Origin of the sequence: Microbacterium maritypicum MF109 (assembly GCF_000455825.1) — a bacterium.
Classification (GTDB): domain Bacteria; phylum Actinomycetota; class Actinomycetes; order Actinomycetales; family Microbacteriaceae; genus Microbacterium; species Microbacterium maritypicum_A.
This window is the reverse complement of record NZ_ATAO01000195.1, coordinates 99,013-125,909: the sequence shown is the minus strand read 5'-3', so window position 1 is coordinate 125,909 and position 26,897 is coordinate 99,013. Positions and strand designations below refer to the sequence as shown.

Genomic DNA, 26,897 nt, shown 5'->3' with positions numbered 1-26,897 from the left:
GGGCGGACGGCATCCCATCCCGCCCGCTGCCGCTTCGATGGTGGTGCTGGCTATACCGTGCCGCTCCGACCGCTCGGGCAGACTGTGAGAGTGAAGGACGGACGGATGCGGCGATGGCTGCGCGCGTGGGGATACCTGGCCGTCGAGGCCGGAGTCTCGATCGCCTCCGTGGTGTTCCTCTGCCTGGGCATCGTCCTGCTTCCCTTCATGATCCTCACCGGCGGCGTGCTGCTGATGCCCGAGACCGTGCAGAGCCTGCACCGCTGGACGGACCTGAACCGCCGTCGTGTCGGCGCCTACCGGGGCGAGGAGCTGACGCCGATCGGCCACGTGCTCCCGCCGGCCTCGACCATCGACGATCGTCTGCGCTTCGCTTTCTCGCGCGCCACCGGCCGCGACGTGCTGTGGCTCGCCGTGCAGGGGCTCCCCGTGCTGTTCGTCTCACTGCTGACGATCTCGCTGCCGGTCGCGGCGGTCAACACCCTCGCGATCACCTACTACTGGCAGTTCGCTCCCGCCGACGACCCCGTGGGTTCGGTGTACCCCGTCACGTCCTGGGAGCTCGCGGCCACGATGCCGCTGCTCGCGGCGGCGTACGCGATCCTGTCGATCTTCCTGATCCCCGCGGTCGCACGGCTGGTGTCGTACGTGTCGGCGACGCTGCTCGCGACGCCGGAGAAGTCGCGCCTCGCCGCTCGGGTCGACGCCCTGACCCTCAGCCGCGCCGCCGCGCTCGATGCCCACGCGGCCGAACTGCGGCGCATCGAGCGCGACCTGCACGACGGTGCGCAGAACCGCCTGGTCAACGTGGTGATGATGCTCGGGATCGCCGAGCGCGCGCAGGAGACCGGCGGCGACGTGCTCGAACCGCTGCGGCGAGCGCAGGATGCCGCCAGCGATGCGCTCGCCGGACTCCGCCGCACGGTGCACGACATCTACCCGCCGATCCTCGACGAGCTCGGGCTGGAGGGGGCGCTGGCGTCGCTGGCCGGGCGCAGCGTCGTGCCCTGCACGATCGAGACGTCGCAGGTCGGACGCGTCCCGGCCGCCGTCGAGTCGGCCAGCTACTTCGTGGTGGCCGAGGCTCTGACCAACGTCAGCAAGTACAGCGACGCCACGCGGGCCGCGGTGCGGGTCGAACGGGAGGGGGAGGTGCTGCTGATCACGGTCGAGGACGACGGCGTGGGCGGAGCAGCCGAACGCCCGGGCGGCGGCGTGGCCGGCATCCGTCGTCGCCTCGAGGCCTTCGAGGGTGGGCTGGAGCTGTCCAGCCCGGTCGGCGGCCCCACCATCCTGAGAGCGGAGCTGCCATGCGGATCGTGATCGCCGAAGACGACACCCTGCTCCGCGAGGGGCTGGCGCTGCTGCTGCGCAGCGAGGGGTTCGAGGTCGTGGCGGCCGTCGACAACGCCGAGGCATTCCTCGCCCGGCTCGACGAGGCCGATGCCGCCGTGGTCGATGTGCGGATGCCGCCCACCTTCACCAGCGAGGGGCTGAAGGCCGCGGCCGAAGCCCGCGCTCGCCGCCCCGGTTTCCCCGTGCTGGTGCTGTCGGCCTACGTCGAGGATCGGTACGCCGGTGAGCTGCTGGCTGCCGGAGCGGACGGCCTCGGCTATCTGCTCAAGGAGCGTGTCGGCAAGGTCGCGGCCTTCATCGATGCCCTGCACCGCGTGGCCGCCGGCGGCACGGTGATGGATCCCGAGGTCATCTCGCAGCTGATGAGCCGCCGTCGCGCCGACGATCCGGTGCAGACCCTCACGCCCCGCGAGCGCGAGGTGCTGGGCCTCATGGCCGAGGGGCTCGACAACGGCACCATCGCCGAACGGCTCTTCGTGACCGAGACCGCGGTGAGCAAGCACATCGGCAACATCTTCGCCAAGCTCGGCCTCGCCTCCAGTGACAGCGGCCACCGGCGTGTGCTCGCCGTGCTCGCATACCTGCGCAGCTGACCCGGCACCCGCTCTACCGCCGCGGTGCCGAGCGATGCCATGCTGTCGGGGATGAAGCGCAACACCAGGATCACCACTGCCGTCGTCGTCGTGGCCGTCGCCGGGCTGGTCGCCGTTGCCGCTCCCGCCGTGATCAGCGCCGCCCCCGCCGTCGTCGATGCGGCTTCGTGGGCGTCGGAACGCTTCGCCGCCGAACCCTCCACGGCCCCGACGAGTGCCGCCGACGCCTCTGATCCGGTCGGATACGTCGATCTGGGCGATGGCATCAGCGTTCCCGCCCGCGGACCGGGTGATTGCACCACCAACGCGTTCATCAACATCGGGAGCGACGACGGCTCCCCGGCCCACGGGAAGCTCCTGGGCGAGCTCGTCGACATGGGCGCGTCGGAGCTGGCACGCGGGCCGGTCACCCTCGATGCCGACGGCCAGATCTTCTCTTACGAGGTGCAGGCCGGCGACAGCCTCATCGCGATCGGCGAGCGCTTCTGCGTCGACTACGTCACCGTCGGCAGCTTCAACCACGTGCGCGGCAATGAGCCGATCGCTCCCGGGGACGTGCTCTACCTGCGACCGGACCCGACGCTTCCGTTCGTCGACATCTACTCGCCGTACAACGCCGAACCCGGGTCTTCGACCATCCCCTACTACGACGGAGTGGCAGCGTTCTCCACCGCTGTCGCCACCGCAGACCTGGGTGCCGCGCGGTGGCTGTGGCAGCGGCTGGAGAAGGACATGCCCCCGGAGACGGCGGCCGTGATCTCACAGGCCCTGAGCACCGACGACCTGGCGCTGCTGCGCCGCATGTTCCCGTAGCAGCGCTTCCCCCTCTCCGCGCTTCCCCTCTCCACGCCTCGCCGTCGACGGTCGTTCTCGCGCGCCCGGAACCGCTTCGGGATCTCGTCCGAAAAGGTTTGGTATTCGGTGTTGCTAAGTACCGGTACTCGGTGTTACTTTGTACCGGTACCCAGCAACACTGAGTACCAACCGAAACGAAAGGAGGACCTGATGGGCAAGCAGATGACCGAGATGCTCAAGGGCACTCTGGAGGGCATCGTTCTGGCCCTCCTCGCCGAGCAGCCGGCATACGGGTACGAGATCACCACACGCATCCGCGACCACGGGTTCACCGACATCGCCGAGGGCACGATCTACGCACTCCTCGTGCGCATCGAGCAGAAGAATCTCGTCGACGTCGAGAAGGTCCCGAGCGAGAAGGGTCCGCCGCGCAAGGTGTACACCCTGAACGCACAGGGCCGCCAGGAGCTCGAGGAGTTCTGGAAGACCTGGGACTTCCTCGCGCAGCACATCGCACAGCTGAACAAGACCGACACCGACAACACGAGCACCACCCCGAACAAGGAGAACTGATCATGGCCGCAAAGTGGATCGAAGCGCTCACCGGATCGCTCGAGCAGAAGAAGCAGTACAAGCAGGCCAAGGCCCGCATCGACGCCCTCCCCTCGCCGTACCGCGAGGTGGCGAACGCCCAGTACCGGTACTACCTGTACTACGGCGGCATCACCGACGGCGACACGATCGTCACGATGTTCCTCGACCTCGCCGACCTGTGGGAGCGCGCCGCAGTCGACGGCACGCCGGTCAGCGCCATCGTGGGCGATGACCCCGTGGAGTACGCCGAGGACTACGCCCGTGCCTACGGCGGCACGCAGTGGATCGACAAGGAGCGCGCACGCCTCATCAAGGCGTTCGACGACGCGAAGAAGAAGGAGAACGAGTCATGACGAACCCCGCCATCTCGGTGCGCGGCATCGAGAAGTCGTACAAGAATCTGCACGTGCTGCGCGGCGTCGACTTCGAAGTCGAGAAGGGCAGCATCTTCGCCCTCCTCGGCTCGAACGGCGCCGGCAAGACCACCATGGTGCGCATCCTCTCCACCCTGCTGAAGGCAGACGCCGGCACGGCGACCGTGCAGGGCGTGGATGTCGCCTCCGACCCGGTCGGCGTCCGTGAGCGCATCAGCCTCACCGGGCAGTTCGCCGCCGTCGACGAGATCCTCACCGGACGCGAGAACCTCGTGCTGGTCGCGAAGCTGCGGCACCTGCCCGACGCCGGGAAGGTCGCCGACGACCTGCTGGCGACGTTCCGTCTGACCGATGCCGGCGGCCGCAAGGTCGGCACCTACTCCGGCGGCATGCGTCGCCGGCTCGACATCGCGATGAGCCTGGTCGGCGACCCCGAGGTCATCTACCTCGACGAACCGACCACGGGCCTCGACCCCGAAGCCCGCATCGAGGTGTGGGACGTGGTCAAACAGCTCGCGAACAGCGGCACCACCGTGCTGCTCACCACGCAGTACCTCGACGAGGCGGAGCAGCTGGCCGACCGCATCGCGATCCTGCACGAGGGTCGCATCATCGCCGACGACACCCTCGCCGGCCTCAAGCGGCTGCTCCCCGCCGCCAAGGTCGAGTACGTCGAGAAGCAGCCCACCCTCGAGGAGATCTTCCTCACCCTCATCGGCCCCAAGGCCTCCGGAAAGGAGAACGCAGCATGAGCACGCACTTCGCCGCCGATACGGCGACACTCACCGGCCGCTCCATGCGGCACATCTTCCGCAGTCCCGACACGATCATCACCACGGCGGTCACCCCGATCGCGCTGATGCTCCTGTTCGTCTACGTCTTCGGCGGTGCACTCCAGCAGAGCACCGGCACCGACAACTACGTGAACTACCTGCTGCCCGGCATCCTGCTCATCGCGATCGCATCCGGCATCGCCTACACGGCGTTCCGACTGTTCACCGACATGCAGAGCGGCATCTTCGAGCGGTTCCACTCCATGCCGATCGCGCGATCGAGCGTGCTGTGGGCGCACGTGCTCACGTCTCTGACGGCGAACGCCATCACCCTGGCGATCATCTTCGGCGTCGGATTCCTGATGGGCTTCCGCACCGGGGCGAGCTTCTGGGCCTGGCTCGGAGTCATCGGCATCCTGATGCTGTTCACGCTGGCGCTCACGTGGCTGGCGATCATCGCGGGTCTGAACGCCAAGACGGTCGACGGCGCGAGCGCGTTCTCGTACCCGCTGATCTTCCTGCCGTTCATCAGCTCGGCGTTCGTGCCGACCGACACCATGCCGGCTCCGGTGCAGTGGTTCGCCGACAACCAGCCGGTCACCTCGATCGTCAACACCATCCAGGCACTCTTCGCCGAGAAGCCCGTCGGCAACGACATCTGGGTCGCCCTCGCCTGGTGCGTTGGCATCCTCGTGGTCGCCTACGTGTTCGCGATCATCTCGTACCGGAAGAAGGTCAGCTGATCTTCGCCCAGCGAGACGGAACGCTCCGACCGGGTCACTCGACCCGGCCGGGGCGTTTCGCCGCGCTCGGCGAGGTGTCGGACCTCGGCGTAGCTTCGGACCTCGGCGTAGGGAGGAGTTCCCCCTCTCGGGAGGATCCTTCCGCCCGGATGCTCCTCCCGACGCGGAGAACTCCGCCCGGGAGGAGGCGCGGGATCACGCCTGGCGCAGAGCCGCGACCACGTCGATCTCGACGAGGATGTTCGCCAGTTGCGAGCCCACGGTTGTGCGCACGGGGTACGGCGCGGTGAAGAACTCCTCGTAGGCCTCGTTGAACTCGGCGAAATCGGCGAGGTCCTGCAGATGCACAGTCGACTTCACGACGTCGTCCGTGGTCAGCCCGTGCACCGCGAGCACCTTCTGGATGTTCCGGAGCACCTGGCGGGTCTGGTCGCCCACGCTCGCGGGAACCGCGTGGTCGTTCGCCGCATCCTGCGGTCCGAACCCCGCAGTGTAGAGGAATCCGTTCGCGACCACTCCGTGGCTGTAGGGGCCGGCGGGCGTGGGTGCCCCGTCTGCGTAGAATCCGGTCTTCGGCATCTTTCTTTTCCTTTCGTTGACGATTCAGGTCTGAGGTGAACGGCGGAGCCCGCGGCCCGGCAGGGCACCGGTCAGGCACCCGTCAGCGAGAACACGGATACCGGCGACGAACACGTCGTCGATACCCGCACCGCGACCCCGAGGGTTCTCGTAGGTGGCGGTATCGGTGACCGTCTCCGGGTCGACAACCACGAGGTCGGCGATCGCCCCGGCCACGACGGCGCCCCGACGCCCGAGACCGAAGCGTCGCGCAGGCAGCGCCGACAGGTGGTGCACCGCATCCGACCACGTCCAGCTCGCCCGCTCCCGCACGTATTCGCGCAGGAAAAGCGAGAACGAGCCGGCCGCTCGCGGATGGGGATGGGCGCCGATGAAGATCCCGTCGGAGCCGCCCATCTGCCCGGGATGCCGGAAGATGCGAGCGAGTTCCGCTCCCGAGCGAGGGCTGCGTACTGCCATCACCGCGCTGCACTCCAGACGGCAGGCGGCAAGCGCATCGAGGGCGAAGTCGACCGGTGCGACGCCGGCACGGGCGGCCGCCTCGCGCAGCGTGAGCCCGTGCGCCCACGCCCACTCGGGCGCGGCGAGGTGAGCGAGTGTGATCATGTCCGCCCATTCCGGGCCGAGGCTGGCGCTGCGTTCCGCCCGCAGCGTGCACAGCTCGCGCAGCTCGGCACGGCGAGAAGGATCCGCGATCACCGCAACCGCCGCCGCCACCGGCAGTGCCGACACCGCAGGTGGGAGCAGCGGCATGCCCAGCAGCGTGCAGCCGCGGGTGTAGGGGTAGGCGTCGAAAGTCGCGTCCACACCGGCGGCACCCAGCGCATCGAGCTGATCCAGCACGATGTCGGCGTCGGCGTGGAAGTGCGAGATGTGCACGGACAAAGGAGATCCCGCATGCGCAGCGGCCATCCGGGCGATCTCCGCGATCTCATCCATACCGGCAGCCGTGTTCGCCTCATATCCTCCGCGCATGTGCGTCACGTACACTCCGCCGGCACGCGCGACCGGTTCACAGAGGGCGGCTATCTCCGCCGCGTCCTGGAAGAGACCGGGCGTGTAGTCCAGACCGGTCGAGAGCCCGAGGGCGCCGTCGGACATGCCTTGCGCGACCAGAGCACGCATGCGTCGGCGCTCGTCCTCGCTCGCTGAACCAGCCTTGCGCCCACACACCTCGAAGCGCACGGTGCCCGCCGGTACGAGATAGCCGGCATTCACTGCTGAGATCCCGTCGACGGAGGCGAGGTAGGCATCTACGCCCCCGCCCCGAAAGGTGGGGTGCGTCCCGTTGATGGCGGCGAAGTACTCCGACGCGTACTCACCGCTGCCCGGCGCGTACGACACTCCGTCCTGGCCGGCGATCACGGTCGTGATCCCCTGTCGCAGCAGAGCGAGAGTGACGTCCGGATCGTTCAACAGGCCATCGGCATGCGAGTGCACGTCGATGAATCCGGGAATCACCAGGCGATCAGAGACGTCGATCATTTCGTCGCCGTCATGCGCATCGACCCGACCGACCTTCGTGACGAGCCCGTTCTCGATCGCGACATCAGCGCGCATCGGGCCTGTCGCGTCGACGACTGAACCGCCGCGGAGAACTGATCGAATCATCATCGCTCCCCTCAGAAGTAGGTGCGGACGAGGCCGGTCACGACGTCGGATCCGGCGGACTCGACGACCGGCAGCACGCGCCACTTGTCGAAGGCGGTGCAGGGGTGCGACAGCCCGAGACGAACGACCGAGCCGATCGCGAGAGACTGCTCCGAGCGGACGTACGAGTGCTGATCGTTCATCGCCGAGACCTCGCCGCGCAGCGGCTGCCAGGGCCCGGCGACACCTCTGGACCAGGAGCGCGGGATCGGCAGACCTTCGTCGTAGGGCAGGTCTCGCTTCCCGGCGTCGACGAGAGCCAGTCCCGGTTCCGGCGCCGACACGACGCGCGCGATCGCGTGCATCGCGTTCAGGAATCGAGGAGAGTCTTCCGCCTGCACTGCCCCCTCATCGAACGGCGAGATGCCTCGATAGAAACCATCGTCATGCACGATGTAGGCGCCGGAGCGAAGGGTGAAATGCGTACGGTCATCGCGCGCGGTCGTCCCCCAGACGTCAGCGACGACATCGAAGTAGGCACTGCCGCCGGCGGTCACGAAGAGCTCGCCGGCGTCGTAGAGAGGCGTGATCGCGGAGTGCAGTTCGAGCTGGGACTGCAGGTACGCGCGGACGGCCGCGAGAGCCGCGGGGGAGCGATCGTGCGCGAGGCTCCCCTCGTATCCGGCCACTCCGGCGAGGCGCAGCACGGAGGATGCGGCGATGCGCTCAGCCACACGCACGGCCTCCGCGATCGACCGCGCACCCGTCCGACCCCCTTCGCCGCCGAGCTCGACGCAGACGTCGACCGGGCGCGGTGTCGCGGTGGAGAGCAGAGCCGCCTCCATCGTCTCGACCGTCGCAACCGAATCGGCCCAGCTCACGAACCGGAAACCCGGATCCGCCAGCTCCTGCGCCAGCCACGCCAGCGCCGGCCGATCGACGGCGGCGTTCGCGAGCATCACCGAATCGACGCCCAGATCGCGGGCGGTACGAACCTGCCCCATGGTCGCGAAGGTGATGCCGAGCGCGCCCGCATCCCTCTGCCGCTTCCACAGCGCAGGCGCCATGGTGGTCTTGCCGTGGGGCATGAGGGCGAGGCCGCGCTCCGCGCACCACTGCGCCATCGTGGCGACGTTCGCCGTCATCGCTGCGTCGTCGAGCACGATCAGCGGAGTCCAGAACTCCTCGAGTCGTGGGGCTGTCGCGAGGAACTCCGTCACCGTCAGTCCGGCCGCACGCCCAGGTAGGCCCTTGTCGCGCGCGGAGAGCACTCCTGCGTCATCCATCGTCATCGCGTCTTCACCGGCGTGCTCGTCTTCAGCTCGTGCAGGCGCCCCGCACCCTCGACATCGGGCTGGACCGAGGCGACCAGTGTGGCGATCACACCGACCACCGCGATCACCGCCGCGTACACGACGACCGGCCAGAAGGCGCCTCCGGCAGCCGCCACCAGTGCGGTGCAGATCAGCGGGGCGAGGCCGCCGCCGAGGGTGTTGGAGATCTGGTAGCCGATGTTCACGCCTGTCGTCCGAGCCTCCGGATCGAACATCTCCACGAGCATCGTCGAGAGGGTCGCCTGCATCGCAACGCCGAAGATGACGAACCCGAGGATCTGTCCGAGCCAGATCAGCCACATGTTCCCCGTGCTGAACATCATGAAGGCCGGATAGACCATGGCCGCGAAGCCGAGACAGCCGATGATGTAGACCGTCCGCCTGCCGATGCGATCGGAGATCGCACCCCACAGCGGAGCGACGACGATCTGCAGCAGACCCACGAGCATGGTGCCGGCGAACCCCATCCAGGCCGGCAGCTGCTGGTTCGACACGATGAACGCCAGACCGTACGTGAGGATGACGTAGCCGGCGATCGACTGCGGCAACCCGATGAGGATGCCCATGATCGCGTTCTTCGGGTGACGGAAGACCTCGATGAGCGGGTTGGGCTTCTTGCCCGTGGTGGCGAGGAGAAGCGTCTGCGTGTCGGTGAACGCCTCAGACTCCTCGAGCTGGCGACGAAGCAGCACTGCCGCGATCGCGAGCACGATCGAGAAGACGAACGGGATGCGCCACCCCCACTGCAGGAACCACGATTCCGGCGTGAGCCCGAGACCTGCCATCAGACCGCCCGAGACCACGTTGGCGACACCCGCACCGCTGATGAGGAAGGCTCCGTAGAGCCCCCGCTTGCCGGTCGGCGCGGCTTCGACGACCATCGTGGCCGCACCGCCCATCTCGCCGCCGACGAAGAAGCCCTGGCAGAGCCGGAAGAACAACAGCAGCAGCGGTGCAGCGATGCCGATCATCTGGTCGGAAGGGATCAGGCCGATGCCCGTGGTCGCTACCCCCATGCCGATGACCGTGCTCATGAGAACGACCTTGCGGCCCCGGCGGTCGCCGACGATACCCCAGATGATGCCGCCGACCGGACGGAGGAAGAATCCGACGGCGAAGGTCGCGAACGACGACAGCTGGGCGATGACGGGGTCGTTCGAGGAGAAGAACACCGCGGGGAACACTGCCGCAGCCGCGAGGCCGTAGAGGTAGTAGTCGTAGTACTCGATCAGCGTTCCGATCGCCCCACCGGCGATCGTCTTGCGCTGCTTCGGGGTCAGGCCAGATGAGGCGACAGTGGCCATCCGGGGCTCCTTCTTCGGGGAATGCAGGGCCGCATACGTTGCGGTCCGGCCTCGACGGATCGTCTGGGCGTGGATAAACTAACAGCGGAATAGACAATCTGTCTATCACTCGTATTTTTTGTACGCCTGTATCGTTGCTCCGGATTGGAGTCACAGAATGTCGACATCGACGACAGCAGAGAACGCGGTTGCAGCCCTGGCCGATGATCTCGCACGGGAGACGTACGAGAGTGCAGAAGAGGTCCTCCGCCTCTATCGACCCGTGCTCCGTGCCCTCGCCACTGCGGCCGGACCGACCGTCGAAGTCGTGCTCCACAATCTCGACGGCACCGACGTCGACCTGGGTCACACGATCATGGCCATCGAGAACGGGCACGTCACCGGGCGCGCTGTCGGGGGCCCCTCGACCTCTCTCGGTCTGGACGTGCTCAAGGACCGCCGGGGGAACCACGACGCCTTCGGCTACACCGGCTACACCAGCGACGGGCGGGAGCTGCGCTGTTCCTCGGTCTACTTCCACAATGGCGCCGGCGACATCATCGCGTCGCTGTGCGTGAATGTCGACCTCAGCCCGCTGCTCCTCGCCCGCAAGACGCTCGACGCGCTCCTCCCGGCGCCCGTACCCGCGAACGCTCCGAAGGAGCACTTCGGCGCCGACCTCGTGTCGGTGATGGATTCGATGATCACCGAAGCCATCCGCGAGATCGGGCGACCCCTCGAGAGCATGTCGCGCGATGACAAGATCACCGTGCTGGAGCGGCTGGATCAGCGTGGTGCCACACAGATGCGCAAGTCGGTGGAGGCCATCGCCAAGCGCCTGGGCATCTCCCGGGTGACCGCATACTCCTACCTCGAAGAGGCCAGAACGCGATGACGGGACCGACAGGGAACATGATGGACAACTCCGGCTTTGATGCGATCTTCGGTGGCACGCGCCTGATGGCGATCCTGCGTGGCATGGGGGCGGAGCGCAGCCTCGCCCTGTCGACCACCGCGTGGAACCTCGGGATCGACGTCGTAGAACTCCCCATCCAGACCCCCGACGACGTCGAGGCGCTGCGCGTGGTCGCCGCCGCCGGACGCACGCGTGGCAAGGCCGTCGGCGCCGGCACTGTGGTCTCGGCCGAGCATGTCGCGCAGGCGCTCTCCGCCGGCGCCACGTTCACCGTCAGCCCCGGGCTCGATCTCGACGTCGTGCGCGCCTCGCACGAGGCCGGAATGCTCAGCCTTCCCGGTGTCGCCACGGCCAGCGAGGTGCAATCCGCCACTTCCGCGGGACTCACCTGGCTCAAGGCCTTCCCCGCGTCGGTACTCGGTCCGCAGTGGCTCACGGCGATGAACGGCCCCTTCCCCCAGGCACGATTCGTGACCACGGGTGGCATGAACGCGGTCAACGCCGCCGAGTACCTCGACGCCGGCGCCCATGTCGTCGCCGTCGGCTCGGCGCTGGAAGACCCCGCGCAGCTGCCGCAGCTCGCCGCGCTGCTCGGTGCGGGCGCGCGGCGATGAGCTCTCTCGACGCGAGGCTCGCCTACGTCGACGCGCGTCTCGCGTACGAGATCGATGTGGTCGCCGCCCGCGAAGCCGTGGCCGCCGGAGAGGCGGTGCTGGTCGATACGCGGCGCCTCGAGTCGTGGGATCACGGCCACATCGCCGGGGCGGTGCATCTGCCCACGAGCGACGTCGACGCACGGCTCACAACGCTTCCCCGCGATCGCACGCTCATCGTCTACGGCTGGGGCCCCGGGTGCAACGGCGCCACCTCGACCGCCCGAGTACTGCTCGCCACCGGGTTCGATGTCCGCGAGCTGCTCGGCGGCTACGAGTACTGGGTGCGCAACGGCTTCGAGGTCGAGTCGTCCGGGGTCGTCTCCCGGCGTCGTCCCGACCCTCTGGTCACGGCCGAGCCCTGACGGCGTCCCGGCCCGTCCGCCCTCCGTTCCGGTCGCACTTACTGTCGCCAAAAGGCCGCCGGCGCGACAGAAAGTGCGACCGGAACGAGGGTGCGGGAGCGCCGGAGGGGACGGAGCTGGAGGGAAGGGACCGAGGACTGGGGGAGGCGTCACCGGAGCCCGAAGGGCGCGAGCACCACACGGCGGCCGGTGCGCACCCAGACCGCACCGTCGGCCTTCTTTTCGGCGCGGGTGGCGAAGCGGTAGCGGTACGACACCGCACGCACCCACCGCGGTCTTTCGCCCTCGAACGGGTCGATGCGCAGCAGCGCGAGGGTCGGAGCATCCGCTTCCAGCAACCGCACCAGGAACGCGGTGAACCAGTCGTCGAGCGAATGCCCGAGCGGAAGGAACCACATCAGCCAGTCGAGCCGCAGATGGTAGGGAGCGAACTGTCGCGGCATCCTGCGCACATCACCGGGCTTGCCCCGGAACTCGTACTCGCGCCACTCCATCCCCTCTTCGTCGGCTGAGCCCTCGACGATGATCTCGATGCGCTCCTTCGTGACCGTGCCGAATGCGCCGTAGGCGTTGGCGAGCTGCCAGCGGTTGAAGCTCGCGTTCATCAGCTGCCGCCGCGCGAAGAGGTTGCGCAGCGCCGGCACGCTCAGCACGACATACAGCAGCCCGACCGCCGAGGTGACCACGACCCAGGCCAGCGGCATCCCGTCGATGATCCAGGGAGGATCGGTCCGCGGCGCGGCCACAGGCATCCCGACTCCCGGCAGCCCGATCACGGAGAACGCGATGACCATCGTCGCCGCGTTCAACCACGCGAAGTTTCCGGTGACGACGAGCCACAGCTGCGTCAGGATCACGATGGATGCCGCCACCGCACCGACGACCTGCGGCACCGGGCCGCGCACCCACAGCGACAGGACCGGCGCGAACAGGAAGATCGGCACGACCAGCTGCGCGAAGTGGTTGCCCAGCACCTCGCCGCGATGGAACCAGCGCGGCAGCAGATGCGCCTGCCTGCTGAGCGGACCCGGCATGGGCTGCGTCTCATGGTGGTACATGAGTGCCGTCAGGTCGCGCCATTCGCGTCCGCCGCGGATCTTGATCATCCCGGCACCGAACTCGAGCCGGAAGACCAGCCACCAGAACAGGACGATCACGACGGTGGGCGGCGGCTGATCGCCCGAGCCGAGGAACGCCGCGAGGAACCCCGCCTCCAGCAGCAGCATCTCCCACCCGAACGAGTAGAACGTCTGCCCGATACTGACGATCGACATGTACCCGAGCCACAGCGCGAGGAAGCACAGCATCGGAACCCACGGCGGCCCCCACTGCGGGATGCCGACCACGAGAAGTGCCGCGACCACGATGCCGGCCGCGCACAGCAGCACGAGGCGGCGGTCGGTATAGCGGATGCGCGAGAACAGGGTCGGATGCAGCATCCGTCGTCTCGCCTTGTCGCGGCCGACCCATTCGAGCAGCGCCGGCGCGGGAAGCAGTCCGTGTTCGCCCAGCAGCGGCCGGAACTGGTTCAGGCTGGAGACGAACGCGACGAGGTACATCGCCGCGATGCCGCGCTGCAGCACCTCACGCGCGAATCCGAAGTCGACCGCCGCGAACCCGTCCACGGCCACAGGCTACGCCCGGGCTCGTGAACGGGTCAGGGGGTTGCACCGCGTCGGGAGGAGGTCTCCGCGTCGGGAGGAGGTCTCCGCGTCGGGAGGAGCCTCGAGGTCGAGATCTCCGCCCGAACGCGAGATCTCCTCCCACCGCGCGCTCACACCGTGCGCAGCGCCGACGTGGGCGAGAGGCGGGCGGCGCTGATCGCCGGATACAGCCCCGCGATCACACCGACCACCAGCGCCACGGCCGGGCCCCCGACGAGCACCACGAGGGGTATCGTCGCCGCCTGCCCCTGGATGCCGGCGTAGACGAACACCCCCGCGGCCCCCAGCAGCAGACCGGCGACGCCCCCCAGGCCGCCGAGCACGATCGCCTCCGCCACGAACTGACCCGCGATCTGACCCGAACGCGCGCCGAGCGCCCGCCGGAGTCCGATCTCGCCACGCCGCTCCAGCACCGCCACCACCATGGTGTTCGCGATGCCGATCCCTCCGACCAGCAGCGCGATCGCCGCGAGACCGACCGCGAGGCCGGACAGCGAGTCATCCGCGGTGTCCCGCGCCCCGGCGAGGTCGCCGAGTCCGGTCACCTGCACATACGGGGACGACGGATTCGCGGCGCGGGCGATCGCGTCTCGGACCTTCTCGCCCGTGCCGCCGTCGGCCATGCGCACGTAGATCGAGGCGATCGTGTCATCGCCCTTCGCCGACACGTGCTCGGCCGCCCAATGATCGCCGAGGAAGGCACTCGCGTCGATGTCCTCCGCGAGCCCAGCCGAGTCGAGGATCCCGATCACGGTGTACCACTGCTCGCCGATCCACACCCGCACGCCCGGCTCCGTGATGCCCATGCGCGCAGCTGCCGCTGACCCGAGCACGGTCACCGGCAGGGAGCGGTCGGTCTCGTCGAACCACGACCCCTTCGCGACCGATCCCTCCACGGACGAGAGGAAGTCGGGACTCGCCGCATACGCGGTCAGCCCGTTGCCCTGGCTCTTCGGCATGAGGTCGTTGCGATACACGCCGGTACCGTCCGGCACCTTCTCGAGCACCCCGACCTGCTCCACCCCCGTCACCCGCTCGATCATCCCGCCGGCCGTCTCCGGCAGTGCGACCGGTTTGTTGTCCGGCCCGTACCCCGGCTGCACCACGATCATGTTGGCGCCGAGCGCGTCGAGCTTGGCCAGCAGCTCCGCCTGGTTCGATGCGGCGATACCCGTGATGGCGGTGAGTGCCGCGATGCCCACGGCGACGCCGAGCGCCGACAGGGCCGTGCGCATCTTGCGGCTGCGCGGTCCGATGAGCGCCGTGCGGATGCTGTCCGCGACGCTCAGCCGCGGCATCCGCTCCCCTCGGCGCCTCATGCCGCGACCTCTTCCCGATCCGGTGAGCCCGTATCGCTCACGATGCGTCCGTCGTGGATGCCGACCTGCCGCTGCGTGCGCTCCGCGATGTGCGGGTCATGAGTGATGATCACGACCGCAGTGCCGGAGTCGGCGATCGAGGTGAGGAGTTCGAGGATGCGGTCGCCCGTGGTGGAGTCGAGCGCCCCCGTGGGCTCGTCGGCGAAGAGCACCGACGGATTCCCGACGATCGCGCGGGCGATGGCCACCCGCTGCTGCTCCCCGCCGGAAAGCTGCCCGGGCCGGTGCTTCATGCGGGCGCCGAGACCGACCCGTTCCAGGGCGGCCGCGGCACGCACCGCGCGCTCCGCAGCAGGCACTCCCGAGTAGAGGAGTCCGAGCGCCACGTTGTCGACCGCGCTGAGCGCCGGCAACAGGAAGAACTGCTGGAACACGAACCCGATGCGGCGAGCGCGCAGCACCGCCCGCTCGCGCTCGGCGAGGGCTGCGGCATCCGTCCCGTCGATCAGCACGGTGCCGCTGGTGGGATCGTCGAGCGTGCCCATGATCGAGAGCATCGTGCTCTTGCCGGATCCGGATGCCCCGACCACTGCGACCAGTTCTCCGCTCTCGATCGCGAGACTCATGCCGTGCAGCACGCGCAGCGGCGGACTTCCCGGATACTCCTTGATCACGTCGACGAGCTCGACCACGGTGTCCGGTGTCATTGCGCCACCACCACGGCGTCGCCGGCAGCGAGGTCTCCGCCCGTGACCTGCACCTTGGTGTCGGCGATCAGTCCGACCTCCACGGCGACCCGTTCGACCTTGCCGCCCTTGCGCAGCACGTCGACCGCATAGCCTCCGTCGGTCGTCGCCACCAGGGCGGTGACCGGCACGACCAGCGCTTCCTTCACCTCCGAGGTCGCGAACACGACCTTGACCGCACGCAGTCCGATGCCCTCGGCGACGGCCGGATCGTCGAACTCCACGTTCGCCGTGGCGGGCGTCGTCTCGCCCTCCTTCTCGGTCGGCTGACCACCGGGGTCGACGGCGGTCACCGTCGCGGGCACCTCCGTCCCGTCCGGCAGCACCACGGTCACCCGGGTCCCCGGCAGGATCTCGCGGGCCTGCGCGTCGGTGAGCTTGGCGACCACACGCAGGGTGGTGCTGGTGTAGGTCAACGGACTCGTCCCGGCGGGGTCTCCCAGCTTTCCTTTCACCGACTCGATGCGCACCGATGCGGCGGTGATCGCGACCACGTCTCCCAGCTTCACGATGCCGTCCTGCGGCACCCCGAGCGACTTCTGCCAGGCCTTGACGTTGGTCTCCGTGACCGCGGTGAACTCGTCGTCCACCGTCATGTTCCTGCCGAAGCCGAGGTCGGCGAGCGCCTGCTCCAGCTGGCGCACGTCCGGGCCCTTCTCGACGCCGACGCCGAGGTCGCGCCAGAACGGACGGTCGCCGCGCATCGCGATCACCGGCTTCCCGTCGACCTCGTAGATCGCCTGGCCGACGCCGATCACCTCACCCGCGGTGGGCAGGCGTGTGATGGTCCCCCCGCGCCCCGGCAGCGCGATGGACGCTCCGTAGCTGAGGGTGCCGTTCAGCCGCAGGTCGGAGGTCAGCGTGGTGAGCTCGGCCGTGGCGGTGACCGGCTTCTCGGCGTCGTCCGGAGACTCGGCCACCGAGCTCCACGGCTGCAGCACTGCGAGTGCCACCGCCGCGGCCACGAGCAGCACCCCGACCGGCAGCAGCACCTTCGTCACCCGGCGGCTCATTCCTCGCCTCCGGAGGGCATGACGGTCGCCGCAGTGAAGGCGCCTTCGAAGTATTCGCTCATCAGGGCGAACCAGTCGAAGTCGACGGCTTCGATGCTCTCCTGCGTGAACATGGGCGGCATGTCGCCCGCCTTCTCCGCACACGCCTCGAGGAGGGTGCGCGCCTCGTCTTCGGTGATGCCCGTCGGCAGCGTCAGCATGCCGTCGGAGTCGGGGTCGGCGAAGTCCGTGAAGCCGTTGTCCCGTGCGCACGACGCGAAGGCGAGCCCGGCCTCCGTGAGCTCCTCGGGGGAGATCATCTGCGTCTCGGCGCCCGCCCTCATCGAGATGTCCGGCTCCGGCTGCGTGAACTCGGGGACCTTCTCCTCGCACGCCTCCCACGCCGCGCGCTGGCCGCCGTCCTCGGGGTAGCCGGATGCAGCTGTCGAGGCCATCCACGTGCCGTCGTCGTCCGTGAAGATCATCGTCATCGCCATCTCCTCTCCGGCGCCGGCAGAGGCGGTACTGTCGCTCAGCGTGCCCATCGCCCCGTCACCGGGAGCATCCGGCATCAGCAGCCCGACCTGACCGCCTTCGACGATCTTCGCCGTCTGGCCCTCGTCGGTCAGGCAGCTCACGAACCGCGCAGCGGCCGCATCGTTCGCTCCGTCCTTCGCCTTGTCGTCCCCGGACGGGGCGGTGCACGCAGAGAGCGCGAAGAGCGCCACGACAGCGGGCATCACCACCATGGACCGGCGTGCTTTCGAGTCGAACATGACTTTCCCTTTCTCGCGGTCGCAGCTCGTCCGCGACGTGCAGTCAGTTCTACGGATGCGCTGGTTTGCTGGGGGTATGACGGCGCCTAACCGGAAACTAACCGCGCACCGCGCACCCTCGGAGACGGGAGGTGCCATGCGACTGCTGCTGGTGGAAGACGAGGCCGACCTGGCCGACACCCTCGCCGACGGCCTGCGCCGGGAGGGATACCTCGTCGACGTGGCGCGCGATGGGGCGAGCGCCCTGACCGCCGCCGCATCGAACGATGTGGACGTGATCGTGCTCGACCGCGACCTGCCCGTGCTGAGCGGCGATGCCGTGTGCCGCACCCTCGTGGCGCAGGAGTACCCGGCGCGCATCCTGATGCTCACCGCCGCCGGCACCCTCAACGACCGCGTCGAGGGCCTCGACCTCGGTGCCGACGACTACCTCGCCAAGCCGTTCGCGTACGTCGAGCTGCTCGCGCGCCTGCGTGCTCTCGGCCGCCGCGGACACTCCGCGCGCGCGAGTGCGGTGCTCGAATTCGCCGGGGTGCGCCTCGACGTCGTGCGGCGCATCGTGGAGCGCGACGGCACGCCGATCCGCCTCACGCTCAAGGAGTTCGGGGTGCTCGAGACGCTTCTCGCGGCGGAGGGCGGCTACGTCAGCGCCGACGATCTGCTCGACGAGGTGTGGGACGAGCCGCACGAGCGCACCCGAGGCGTGGTCAAGATCGTGGTGCACACGTTGCGCCGCAAGCTCGGGGCTCCCGAGGTCGTCCAGTCCGCGGCAGGGCACGGGTATCGAGTGGGGACGACATGAGACGCATGAGCTTCCGCACCCGGCTGGTCGTCACCATCGCGGCCGTGTTCATCGCCGCGGGTGCCGCACTGCTCTCGGTGCAGTACCTGGTGGTGCAGTCGCTGTTCGCCTCGGCCATCGACACGACGGCCGCGACCTGCGTGCCCGCACTCTCGGTCACACAGGTCGCACCGGGGACGCCGGCCGCGGACAGCACCGACATGAGCGGCGTCTCCCCGCTCGCCGAGAGCGGCGATCTCCTCTACGGCACGACCGGCACCGGATGCGCCTACTTCGCCGAGACCGCCGATGTCACCGGCTTCGCGGTGGCCACGCCGATGCAGACCGTCGCACTCGACGCCGTGGAAGGAGCGGTGCTGCAGCAGTCGACGTTCCTCGCGGACGAGGTCGGCAGCGGGCTCCTCCTGTGGTCGATCGTGGTGCTCGTCGCCTTCACCGGTGTCGCCGCCGCGATCGCGTTCTGGCTCGCACGGCGCTCACTTGACCGCATCGGCGAAGTCACCGCCGCAGCCCGCGACATCTCGGAGCGCGACCTCGGGCGCCGCCTCGATCTGCCGGGCCCCGACGACGAGATCAAGGAGCTGGGCGACACGATCGACGGGATGCTCGACCGGCTGCAGTCGGCGTTCACCGCGCAGGATCGCTTCGTGGCCAACGCCTCGCACGAGCTGCGCACCCCGCTGACCACGACCAGGACCGCCCTGGAGATCCCGCTCGAACAGGGGGCGGTGCCGGCGGACCTGCAGGCCAACATGCAGCGCGCGCTGCGGGCCACCGAGCAGAGCGAGCGTCTCATCACGGCCCTGCTCGCCCTCGCCCGCGCCCGCACCGGGCTGGACGAGGTCGAACCGGTGCAGCTGCGCACGCTCATCGAGGACCAGGTCGACGACCTCGACGCCCAGGAGATCGAGGTGCACGCGAACCTGCGCGACCTCACGGTCGAGGGCGATGCGGTGCTGCTGGCCAGGGCCGTGCGCAACCTGCTCGAGAACGGCATCCGCCACAACGTGCCCGGCGGTGAGCTGTGGGTGCGATGCCGGCGGGAACGCGGACGAGCCGTCATCGAGGTCGAGAACACCGGGACGCCGATCACCCCTGCCACCGTGCAGCTGCTCACCGAGCCGTTCTACCGTGGCGATGCGAGTCGCACCTCGGCCGGCCCGGACGGCACCGGCCTGGGACTCGCGATCGTGCAGAGCATCGCCAAGACCCATGGCGGCGAGGTGCGTCTGCGCGCCCGCAAGGGCGGCGGCCTGATCGCCGCGATCGTCCTCCCGCTCTGACCCGACCTACCTCCGGTCGCCCCGACCGACGACCTCCATGCGTTGCGTGAAGGTCATCCGGTCCTGCACGACCCGCTCCGGGTCCCACCCCGGGCCGGGCGTCGAGGCGATGAGGAGCTGCGAGTACGGGTGTTGCGGGCTTCGCAGCACCTGGCCGGTCTCTCCCTGTTCGACCACCGTGCCGCGGAACAGCACGAGCACGCGGGAGCAGAGCTCGCGGATGACGGCGAGGTCGTGACTGACGAACAGATAGCTCACCCCCGACTCGCGCTGGATCTCGGCGAGGAGTTCGAGCACCTGCGCCTGCACGGAGACATCGAGTGCGGACACGGCCTCGTCGAGCACGACGAGGCGCGGAGACACCGCCAGTGCGCGCGCGATCGCGACGCGCTGCCGCTGACCGCCCGACAGCTCATGCGGCTTCGCGTCGGCGTGCCGCTCGGTCAGCCGCACGCGATCCAGCAGCTCTCCGATCGTGCGGTCGATGTGCGCGCCCGCCCCCTGTTCCCGCAGACGCAGGGTGCGCCGCAACGCCTCGCGCACGGTCAGCCGTCGATCGAGCGAACCGTTCGGGTCCTGGAACACCATCTGCACCGCACGAGCCCTCGCACGGCGCTCGGCTCCGCCGCGCGGCCTGCTCAGGCGGTCGACACCGTCGATCACCGCCGACCCCGCGTCGGCGCGTTCCAGACCGACGAGGATCCGAGCGATCGTCGACTTGCCCGAACCCGATTCACCGACGAGGCCGAGCGCCTCACCCGATTCGATGGCGAAGCTCACGTTGTTCACCGCGACGACGCGCTCGGCTCCCGGACCCATCCGAAAGGCCCGATACAGCTCGGAGACCTCCACCAGACTCATGACGCCTCCTTCGTGTCGAGCACCGGGGCCGCGGCGATCAGCGAGAGCGTGTACGGATGGACGGCGTCCGCGAACAGCCCCGGTGTCGTCAGCGTCTCGACGATCTCGCCCTGCCGGAGCACATGGATCCGATCGCAGATCGCTCCGGCGAGCGCCAGGTCGTGGGTGATGAAGAGCATGCCGAGACCACGGTCGCGGATCTGCCGTTGGAAGATCGCGATGATCTCGGCCTGCGTCGTCACGTCGAGCGCACTCGTCGCCTCATCGGCGAGCAGGAGCGCGGGATCGGTGCTCAGTGCGCAAGCGATGACCACGCGCTGGAGCATGCCGCCCGAGAGCTCATGCGGGTACTGTCGCATTCTCCGCTCCGGGTGGGTGAGTCCCACCGCGGCGAGAAGCTGGACGATATGCGCCTCGGCGCGACCTCGTCGCCAGCCGTGCACGCGGACGAGTCGTTCGGTGAGCGAGTCCCCGATGCGCCGCACCGGATTGAGCGCGGCGCGCGGATCCTGCTGCACCAGCGAGACGGAATCGGAGCGCACTCGGCGCCGGGTGCTCCCATCGGCGGCGACCATCTGGGTGCCGTCGACGCGGATGCTCCCCTCGATCGACGCCTCATCGCCGTAGAGCGCGAGGACGGCGCGAGCCGTCGTGGACTTGCCCGAGCCCGACTCTCCCACGAGTCCGACGAGCTCACCGCGGTCCACCGTGAGGCTGACACCGGCGAGGATCCGAACCGCGTCGTCTCCTTCGCCGAAGGCCAGGTCAAGGTCCTGGATGTCGAGGAGCATCTTTCATCCCTTCGCAAGCAGTCGGTCGGCCACGCGCACCCCGGCGACGTTCACCGCGATGACGACGATGGCGATGGCGGCACCGGGGACGAGCGTGGGAAGGAACTCCCCCTGGATGATTCCGGGTTGCCCCTCCTGGACCATCAGGCCCCACTCCGAGCTCGGAGGCTGCGCCCCGAACCCGAGAAAGCTGAGCGTCGCGAGACTCATGAGGGCTTCGCCGAAGAGGACGACGAGATACCCGACGAGCGGAGGGAGCAGGTTCGGGATGACTCCGCGCACGCAGATCGTCAGGCCGCCGAGCCCCTGAACCCGGTACGCGTCGATGTAGGGCCGCGTCATCTCGCTCAGGGCCAGGCTGCGCGTGTACTTCGCGATGACCGGCGCGTATGCGAGCGCGAGCGCCACGATCGCCGTGGCCGGCCCCTTGCCGAACACGGCGATGACGAGCACGACGAAGAGCAGCCCGGGGAACGCGAACATCACGTCGGTCGCGCGGGCCAGGACCGTATCGATCCATCCGCCCCGCCACGCCGCCAGGACACCGATCGCCACTCCGAGCACGGTGGCGAGCGCGAGCAGCACCACCGGCCCGACGAGCGTTTCACCCGCTCCGATGAGGAGCCGGGAGAAGAGGTCGCGTCCGAGCTGGTCCGTGCCGAGCAGGTGCTGTGCGCTCGGCCCTTCCCAGATCGCGGCGAAGTCGACGCTGTCGGCCTGGTAGGGGGCGAGGAGCGGGGCGAACGCGGCCGCCGCCGCGATGAGTGCGAGGAGGCCGCAGGAGATCCAGAAACCGAGGTCGGATCCGGACCGCCGACGGCGGCGCACCCGCGGGAGGATCACGGAGGTCATGCGGACACCGTCCTTCGTCGGATACGGGGGTCGAGCACGGGAAGGAGCAGATCGACGATCGTCGTGACGATCATGTAGGCCACGACCATGAACAGGAGCACCGCCTGCACCACCGGGAAGTCGTGCGTGTTGATCGCGTCGACGAGGAGCGAGCCGACGCCGGAGATCCCGAACACCGTCTCGACCGCGACCGTTCCGGCGATCATGCTCGCGATGACGAGCGCGACCATGGTGATGATGGGCCCCCAGGCCCCGCGCAGGACGTGATCGCGCACGATGTACCGCTCGCGGATACCCGAGGCACGGGCGGCCTCGACGTGCTCCGAGGAGAACTGCTCGATCATGGACTGTCGTGTCACGCGGCTCACGATGGCGAGCGCGGTGATGGCGAGGGTGAGTGCCGGGAGTGTGAGCGCATACAGACGATCGAGTCCAGCGGAACCCGCACCTGCCACGGGGAACCATCGCAGTTCCACGGCGAAGAACGCGACGAAGGCGATTCCCAGCACGAAGGAGGGGATGCTCGCGGCGAGAGTCGTGAATCCGATGATGGCGGTATCGGCCGCCTTTCCTCGGCGCACGGCCGCGACGATGCCGAGGCCGATGCCGACGACGGTGAGCACGACGGCCGCGTAGGCGACGAGCGACAGGGTGATGGGCACCCTCGCCGCCAGGAGCGCGCTCACGGGCTGGTGGTACTGGAACGACTGTCCGAAGTCGCCGGTGAGGACTCCGGAGGCCCAGTGCCAGTACTGGACGAGCATCGGCTCGTCCAGGTGGTACTGGGCCCGGACGCTCGCGATCCGCTCCGGGGTCAGGTTCTCGGGGTTGCCGATGAGGAACGTGACCGGGTCACCCGGCGCTGCGTACATCGCAGCGAAGATGATGAAGGAGGCGATCACCAGCGTGAAGACCATGCCGGCGAGCTTGCGGAGCGCGAATGGCATCGTGCCTACCCCTTCGCGCTGCCGAGATCGACGGCCCACGGGTAGTAGATGAACGCCGCAGAGGCGGGGACACCCGTCACCGTCTTCGACATGATGAGCGTCGACGGCGTCGCGACGACCGGGATCCACACCGCGTGCTCCACCCAGCGCTTCTGCAGCTCTGTCGTGATCTCGGCGCGCTCGACGTCATCGGTCGCGGCGTAGCCCTCGTCCACCAGCGCATCGTATTCCGGGTCGGAGAAGACGCCGAAGTTCACGCTCGCATCGGACGCGCCGTTCTTGTAGAAGCCGAGGGGGTCGTTCTTCGAGATGTAGTACTCGTCGGGCCACAGATCGGCCTGGCCTCGGAGGTCGGGGTCGGAGTAGAAGTCGCCGTACTGCACCTGCGGGATCACGGTGATCTCCGCCTCGAGCCCGATCGATTGCGCCGCGGCGACCAGCGCATTCGCGATCACGTTGTGTGTCGAGGAGCCGTTCGAGGCGACGACGATCGGGGCGGAAGGGGCGCCGGCCTCGGCGATCAGGTCCTTGGCCGCCGCGAGATCGGCCTCGCTCGGCTTCGCGGGCGCGCCCTCGAGGGCGTCGTAGGCCTGCTCGAAGGTGTCGACCTCGTATCCCCATGCTCCCGAGCCGACGGGTGTCTTCCATGGCTGGGCGAGACCGCCGAAGGCAGCCGTGGCGACACCAGTCCGGTCGAGGGCGAGCGAGAGGGCCTGACGGATGCGCTCATCCGTCAGTGCGCCGCGATCGGTCGCTTCGAGCACCCATGCGTTCGTCGAGGGTCCTTGATAGACGGACACGTCGGCGCTGCCGATGAAACTCCGGGCGGCGCCGGCGTTCTCGAGGAACGACCCCTGGGCCTCACCGGTCGTGACCGAATTGGCTATCGCGGTCTCGTCGGCCCATCGGAAGACGACCTCGTCCGTGAGGGCGTCGACGTCGGAGTCCCAGTAGTCGGGGAACCTGGTGATGGTGAGCTGCGACCCCGCGTCCCACGACGTCACCTGGTACGGCCCGCTGCACGCGGAGGCCGAACCGGGGCTGCCGAAATCCTCTCCTTCGGCTTCGATCACACGCGGGTTCCAGACGATACCGCCATCGCCCGCCATCGCCTGGAGCAGGATCGCATCCGGCTGCGATGTCGTGACGGTGATCTGGTCGGCGCCGGTCTGCTCGATCGAGACCACGTTCCGGTACTCGTCGGATTCGGCGGCACCGTCCTCGGAGTGGCGCTGCATGCTCCACACGACGTCCGCCGTGCTCACGGGGCTGCCGTCGTGGAACAGCGCCCCCTGCCTGATGGTGAAGACGAGATGGGTGTCGTCGGTCCACTCGGCGTCCGATGCCAGCCCGGGGCCGAGGGTCAGGTCGGGCTGCACCTGCATGAGCCGGTCGCAGACGTTCGCGAGAACCGTGTCGTCGGCGGTGGTCGCATCGATGTCGGCATCGAGTGTCGTCGGCTCTCCGCCGAGCATCCACGTCACGCTCTCGAGCGGGCCGGAGGCGGCGGGTGTCGTCGCGCCGAAAGGCACGTCGAGCGCGGTGTCGCCGTCTTCGCCCTTCGAGCCCGAACTGCAGCCGGCGAGCACGAATGCCGAGGCGGCGAGCACGCCGATCGTCACGGCGATGGGGTGATGCTGCTTCTTCATTGAACGCTATCTCCTCGGGTTCTCAATCTGTCGGTCAGGGGGAGGGGAGTTCGACGTGCGGGCCGTCGTAGAGGTTCCAGGGCAGCACCTCGTACTCGGTCTCGCAGGGGAATCCGTTCGCGACGCGGTACTCGCCGGTGGTGAGGTCGACACAGCTCGAGAGGAGCGTCGACCACTGCTTCACCGAGGGGGAGTCGGGATGCGGATGCGTGCAGACGCCCTCGGGGAAGCCGAGGTGATCCGACATCGCCTCACGCACGAGCGCGTAGCTCTGTTCGGGGTTCTCCGCACGCGCGACCGCCGCCAGCCCGGCCTGGACACGCGGCAGACGAAGCAGCGAATCCGCTGCCACCGGAAGGTAGGACCCGGCGAGCTGCGGCGGCACGGACGCCTGGAAGTGGTTGGTGTGCGCGATCACGCCGCGTTCGGGATAGATCCAGTCCACGCCGCTCGGCGTGGTCTCGAGGTCGATGCCGAATCCGCTACGGTCGGCGAGGAGCGCATTGCTCGCGATATGGGGACGGGTCTTGACCAGCATCCTGAGCGCGCTCGCGATATCGCCCTGATCGAGCACGAGTCGGCGTATCAGGGTCTGCGGCACGCCGACCGCCGCTCCGAAGCTCCCCCCGAGCCCGTTGGCGTTCAACGAGATGCCGGCGGAGTTGGCACCGTGGCGTCCCACCTGCCCGGCTTCCACCTGCATGATCACCGTGGGAAGCGGATCCTGCACGACGCGGACGATGAGGGTCGTTCCCGCGGTGCGCGTGCGCCAGTCCCAGTTCTGCCCGACGAGCGTGTGCCCGGTGCCGCTGCCCTCACCCGTCAGGAAGAACGACGTGCATCCGTCGACGGCGTCGTCGCGCTCGTCGTCGGCGGCACGGGCCGTGGTGCTCGTGACTCGCGACGGTCCCTGGTGGTCGTAGACGAACTCGCCGCGCACGTTCAGCGTGACGATCTCGGCGAAGGCGACACCCGCCCCCTCCGCGATCCCCCGCATCTCCTCGACGAGGTGCGGCGCGATCTGCTCGCTGATCGGAACCCATCGCGAGACGGAATCCGTGATCGCGGCCCAGCTCATGCCGGTCTGCTGGGTCAGCGCTTCCGTGTAGTACTCGATCGAGCCGGCGATGAGGTCGGCGGCGGCCTCGCCGTATCGGCGCCCGCGCTCGCGGGGCGCCCCACTGATCTCGATCGTGCGGATCGGTGTCATGGCCGCCATGTGACCTCCCTGTCAGGTGCGCCTGTTGCGCAATGTGGTTGCACCCGAGATGATTGAATCATCCGTTACGGATGATGCGCCTCTCGAACAGAATGATACAGCAATGGAACCGTTTGTAACAAGCGATACAGAGAACCCCGCGCTCTCCGGCCTCCGCGCGCGCATCGCCAGGACGTGGAACGATCTCTCGAAATCCGAACGTGCCGTCTGCCGCGTGCTCTCATCGACGTCAGCCGAGCACATCCTCTATGCGAGCGCCGCCGAACTGGGCACCCAGAGCGGCACCTCGAACGCCTCCGTCGTGCGCACCCTGCAGAAGCTCGGATACTCGGGCCTCTCACATCTGAAGCAGGAGGTGGCCGCTCCGTTCTCGAGCAGCGTCTCGCCCGAGGTGCGCCTCAAGACCCGCATCGAGCACATCGGCCAGGATCTCGCCCGCATCCAGCAGGAGACCTGGGATGAGGCGGCGTCGCTCATCGAACTCGCCCGCAGCTCGAACGACGACGACGCGTATTCCGCCGCCATCACGCTGCTCATGCGCGCCGAGAGCATCTATTGCTACGGCCTCGGCGCCTCCGGGATCGCCGCCGAGAACCTCGCACTGCGCCTACGACGCACGGGACTCTCCACTCGACGGCTCAGCACCGACGGATTCCGTCTCGCAGACGAGGTCCTGAACCTCGGGGCGAAGGACGTCCTCGTCATCTTCGCGCCTGGACGGGTCACCCGCGACATCGATGTGCTCCTGGACCACGCGCAGTTGATGGGCGCCGGCGTCATCCTCGTGACCGACGAGCTCCACGAGAGGCTCTCCTCCCGTGTCGACGCGATCCTGACCGCACCGCACACCCCCACAGGGCTGACCTCCGAGAGCCTCTCGGCGATCCTGATCTCGGACGTGCTGGTCCAGGGCATCTCCGCCGTCGCCCCCGATGCGGCACTGCGTTCTTCGCAGCTGCTCAACGACGTTCGGGCACGACTGGGCTACTGAGCCCCCACGCAGAAGCTCCGGTCGCCCTTCCTGTCGCCCGGCGGACCGGGAAGCGGC

28 protein-coding genes are annotated in these 26,897 nt (G+C 68.6%); 13 read left to right on the top strand and 15 right to left on the bottom strand.

The window, feature by feature from the left end; translation table 11 throughout:
• The first annotated feature begins 90 nt into the window (after nt 1–90).
• The 7 genes from L687_RS33430 to L687_RS33400 all read left to right on the top strand — a co-directional run bounded on the left by L687_RS33430 (nt 91) and on the right by L687_RS33400 (nt 5,228).
• On the top strand, nt 91–1,323 hold the full coding sequence (locus L687_RS33430) for a sensor histidine kinase (protein WP_235045231.1): 1,233 nt from the start codon (nt 91–93) through the stop codon (nt 1,321–1,323).
• The gene (locus L687_RS33425; RefSeq protein ID WP_021200182.1) at nt 1,311–1,949 is read left to right on the top strand and encodes a response regulator; all 639 of its coding nucleotides are present in this window, start codon (nt 1,311–1,313) and stop codon (nt 1,947–1,949) included. The genes L687_RS33430 and L687_RS33425 overlap by 13 nt, the downstream gene beginning before the upstream one ends.
• Nucleotides 1,950–2,000: 51 nt before the next feature.
• On the top strand, nt 2,001–2,762 hold the full coding sequence (locus tag L687_RS33420; RefSeq protein ID WP_152525900.1) for a LysM peptidoglycan-binding domain-containing protein: 762 nt from the start codon (nt 2,001–2,003) through the stop codon (nt 2,760–2,762).
• 192 nt (nt 2,763–2,954) lie between these two features.
• Nucleotides 2,955–3,317: a PadR family transcriptional regulator gene (locus L687_RS33415; protein WP_021200180.1), complete on the top strand. Its 363-nt coding sequence runs from the start codon at nt 2,955–2,957 to the stop codon at nt 3,315–3,317.
• 2 nt (nt 3,318–3,319) lie between these two features.
• Complete coding sequence (locus L687_RS33410; RefSeq protein WP_021200179.1) at nt 3,320–3,691, top strand: DUF1048 domain-containing protein; 372 nt, start codon at nt 3,320–3,322, stop codon at nt 3,689–3,691.
• Nucleotides 3,688–4,464, top strand: coding sequence for an ABC transporter ATP-binding protein (locus L687_RS33405; protein ID WP_021200178.1), 777 nt, complete (start codon nt 3,688–3,690; stop codon nt 4,462–4,464). The genes L687_RS33410 and L687_RS33405 overlap by 4 nt, the downstream gene beginning before the upstream one ends.
• The gene (locus tag L687_RS33400) at nt 4,461–5,228 is read left to right on the top strand and encodes an ABC transporter permease (RefSeq protein WP_021200177.1); all 768 of its coding nucleotides are present in this window, start codon (nt 4,461–4,463) and stop codon (nt 5,226–5,228) included. Before L687_RS33405 ends, L687_RS33400 begins: the two co-directional genes overlap by 4 nt.
• A 195-nt stretch (nt 5,229–5,423) precedes the next feature.
• Here L687_RS33400 and L687_RS33395 read toward each other — a convergent pair whose 3' ends face one another.
• Genes L687_RS33395 through L687_RS33380 form a run of 4 tightly spaced genes read right to left on the bottom strand, consistent with a single transcriptional unit; the run spans nt 5,424 to nt 10,035 of the window.
• Nucleotides 5,424–5,807: a RidA family protein gene (locus L687_RS33395; protein ID WP_021200176.1), complete on the bottom strand. Its 384-nt coding sequence runs from the start codon at nt 5,805–5,807 to the stop codon at nt 5,424–5,426.
• A 24-nt stretch (nt 5,808–5,831) separates the two neighbouring features.
• Complete coding sequence (locus L687_RS33390; RefSeq protein WP_031207486.1) at nt 5,832–7,421, bottom strand: N-acyl-D-amino-acid deacylase family protein; 1,590 nt, start codon at nt 7,419–7,421, stop codon at nt 5,832–5,834.
• An 8-nt stretch (nt 7,422–7,429) separates the two neighbouring features.
• Nucleotides 7,430–8,683, bottom strand: a complete 1,254-nt coding sequence (locus tag L687_RS33385; protein WP_031207484.1) for an alanine racemase — start codon at nt 8,681–8,683, stop codon at nt 7,430–7,432.
• A gap of 2 nt (nt 8,684–8,685) precedes the next feature.
• On the bottom strand, nt 8,686–10,035 hold the full coding sequence (locus L687_RS33380) for an MFS transporter (protein ID WP_021200173.1): 1,350 nt from the start codon (nt 10,033–10,035) through the stop codon (nt 8,686–8,688).
• Between the two features lie 157 nt (nt 10,036–10,192).
• On the opposite strand from L687_RS33380, the gene L687_RS33375 reads away from it, so the two are divergent.
• The 3 genes from L687_RS33375 to L687_RS33365 are packed head-to-tail and all read left to right on the top strand — an operon-like array spanning nt 10,193 to nt 11,948.
• The gene (locus L687_RS33375) at nt 10,193–10,909 is read left to right on the top strand and encodes a helix-turn-helix transcriptional regulator (protein ID WP_021200172.1); all 717 of its coding nucleotides are present in this window, start codon (nt 10,193–10,195) and stop codon (nt 10,907–10,909) included.
• Entirely contained in the window at nt 10,906–11,544 is a 639-nt protein-coding gene (locus L687_RS33370; protein WP_235045230.1) for a bifunctional 4-hydroxy-2-oxoglutarate aldolase/2-dehydro-3-deoxy-phosphogluconate aldolase, read from the top strand. The genes L687_RS33375 and L687_RS33370 overlap by 4 nt, the downstream gene beginning before the upstream one ends.
• On the top strand, nt 11,541–11,948 hold the full coding sequence (locus L687_RS33365) for a rhodanese-like domain-containing protein (RefSeq protein WP_021200170.1): 408 nt from the start codon (nt 11,541–11,543) through the stop codon (nt 11,946–11,948). The genes L687_RS33370 and L687_RS33365 overlap by 4 nt, the downstream gene beginning before the upstream one ends.
• A gap of 149 nt (nt 11,949–12,097) precedes the next feature.
• On the opposite strand, the gene L687_RS33360 is transcribed toward L687_RS33365, so the two are convergent.
• The 5 genes from L687_RS33360 to L687_RS33340 form a co-directional block, all read right to left on the bottom strand.
• Nucleotides 12,098–13,573 (bottom strand): lipase maturation factor family protein, encoded by a 1,476-nt coding sequence (locus L687_RS33360; RefSeq protein WP_040569748.1) that lies wholly within the window; start codon nt 13,571–13,573, stop codon nt 12,098–12,100.
• A gap of 149 nt (nt 13,574–13,722) precedes the next feature.
• Nucleotides 13,723–14,910, bottom strand: coding sequence for an ABC transporter permease (locus L687_RS33355; RefSeq protein ID WP_021200168.1), 1,188 nt, complete (start codon nt 14,908–14,910; stop codon nt 13,723–13,725).
• Between the two features lie 17 nt (nt 14,911–14,927).
• On the bottom strand, nt 14,928–15,638 hold the full coding sequence (locus L687_RS33350) for an ABC transporter ATP-binding protein (RefSeq protein WP_021200167.1): 711 nt from the start codon (nt 15,636–15,638) through the stop codon (nt 14,928–14,930).
• Entirely contained in the window at nt 15,635–16,690 is a 1,056-nt protein-coding gene (locus tag L687_RS33345) for a peptidoglycan-binding protein (protein ID WP_084487353.1), read from the bottom strand. Before L687_RS33345 ends, L687_RS33350 begins: the two co-directional genes overlap by 4 nt.
• Nucleotides 16,687–17,445 carry a hypothetical protein gene (locus L687_RS33340; RefSeq protein ID WP_021200165.1) on the bottom strand — a complete coding sequence of 253 codons (759 nt, stop codon included), beginning with the start codon at nt 17,443–17,445 and terminating at the stop codon, nt 16,687–16,689. The genes L687_RS33345 and L687_RS33340 overlap by 4 nt, the downstream gene beginning before the upstream one ends.
• 136 nt (nt 17,446–17,581) lie before the next feature.
• Between L687_RS33340 and L687_RS33335 the strand changes: the two genes are divergently transcribed.
• Together L687_RS33335 and L687_RS33330 are read left to right on the top strand one after the other, a co-directional pair.
• Complete coding sequence (locus L687_RS33335) at nt 17,582–18,247, top strand: response regulator transcription factor (RefSeq protein WP_021200164.1); 666 nt, start codon at nt 17,582–17,584, stop codon at nt 18,245–18,247.
• A gap of 5 nt (nt 18,248–18,252) precedes the next feature.
• Nucleotides 18,253–19,530: a sensor histidine kinase gene (locus L687_RS33330; RefSeq protein WP_021200163.1), complete on the top strand. Its 1,278-nt coding sequence runs from the start codon at nt 18,253–18,255 to the stop codon at nt 19,528–19,530.
• Nucleotides 19,531–19,536: 6 nt separating this feature from the next.
• Here L687_RS33330 and L687_RS33325 read toward each other — a convergent pair whose 3' ends face one another.
• Genes L687_RS33325 through L687_RS33300 form a run of 6 tightly spaced genes read right to left on the bottom strand, consistent with a single transcriptional unit; the run spans nt 19,537 to nt 25,849 of the window.
• Nucleotides 19,537–20,391: an ABC transporter ATP-binding protein gene (locus tag L687_RS33325; RefSeq protein WP_021200162.1), complete on the bottom strand. Its 855-nt coding sequence runs from the start codon at nt 20,389–20,391 to the stop codon at nt 19,537–19,539.
• Nucleotides 20,388–21,182, bottom strand: coding sequence for an ABC transporter ATP-binding protein (locus L687_RS33320; RefSeq protein WP_021200161.1), 795 nt, complete (start codon nt 21,180–21,182; stop codon nt 20,388–20,390). Before L687_RS33320 ends, L687_RS33325 begins: the two co-directional genes overlap by 4 nt.
• Before the next feature lie 3 nt (nt 21,183–21,185).
• Nucleotides 21,186–22,034: an ABC transporter permease gene (locus L687_RS33315; RefSeq protein WP_021200160.1), complete on the bottom strand. Its 849-nt coding sequence runs from the start codon at nt 22,032–22,034 to the stop codon at nt 21,186–21,188.
• A complete protein-coding gene (locus L687_RS33310; protein WP_021200159.1) occupies nt 22,031–22,981 on the bottom strand; it encodes an ABC transporter permease in 951 nt (316 codons plus the stop codon). The genes L687_RS33315 and L687_RS33310 overlap by 4 nt, the downstream gene beginning before the upstream one ends.
• A 5-nt stretch (nt 22,982–22,986) precedes the next feature.
• A complete protein-coding gene (locus L687_RS33305; RefSeq protein WP_021200158.1) occupies nt 22,987–24,630 on the bottom strand; it encodes an ABC transporter substrate-binding protein in 1,644 nt (547 codons plus the stop codon).
• Between the two features lie 34 nt (nt 24,631–24,664).
• Nucleotides 24,665–25,849, bottom strand: a complete 1,185-nt coding sequence (locus L687_RS33300; RefSeq protein ID WP_021200157.1) for a C45 family autoproteolytic acyltransferase/hydolase — start codon at nt 25,847–25,849, stop codon at nt 24,665–24,667.
• A 103-nt stretch (nt 25,850–25,952) separates the two neighbouring features.
• Between L687_RS33300 and L687_RS33295 the strand changes: the two genes are divergently transcribed.
• On the top strand, nt 25,953–26,840 hold the full coding sequence (locus L687_RS33295) for a MurR/RpiR family transcriptional regulator (protein ID WP_021200156.1): 888 nt from the start codon (nt 25,953–25,955) through the stop codon (nt 26,838–26,840).
• Nucleotides 26,841–26,897 lie beyond the last annotated feature (57 nt).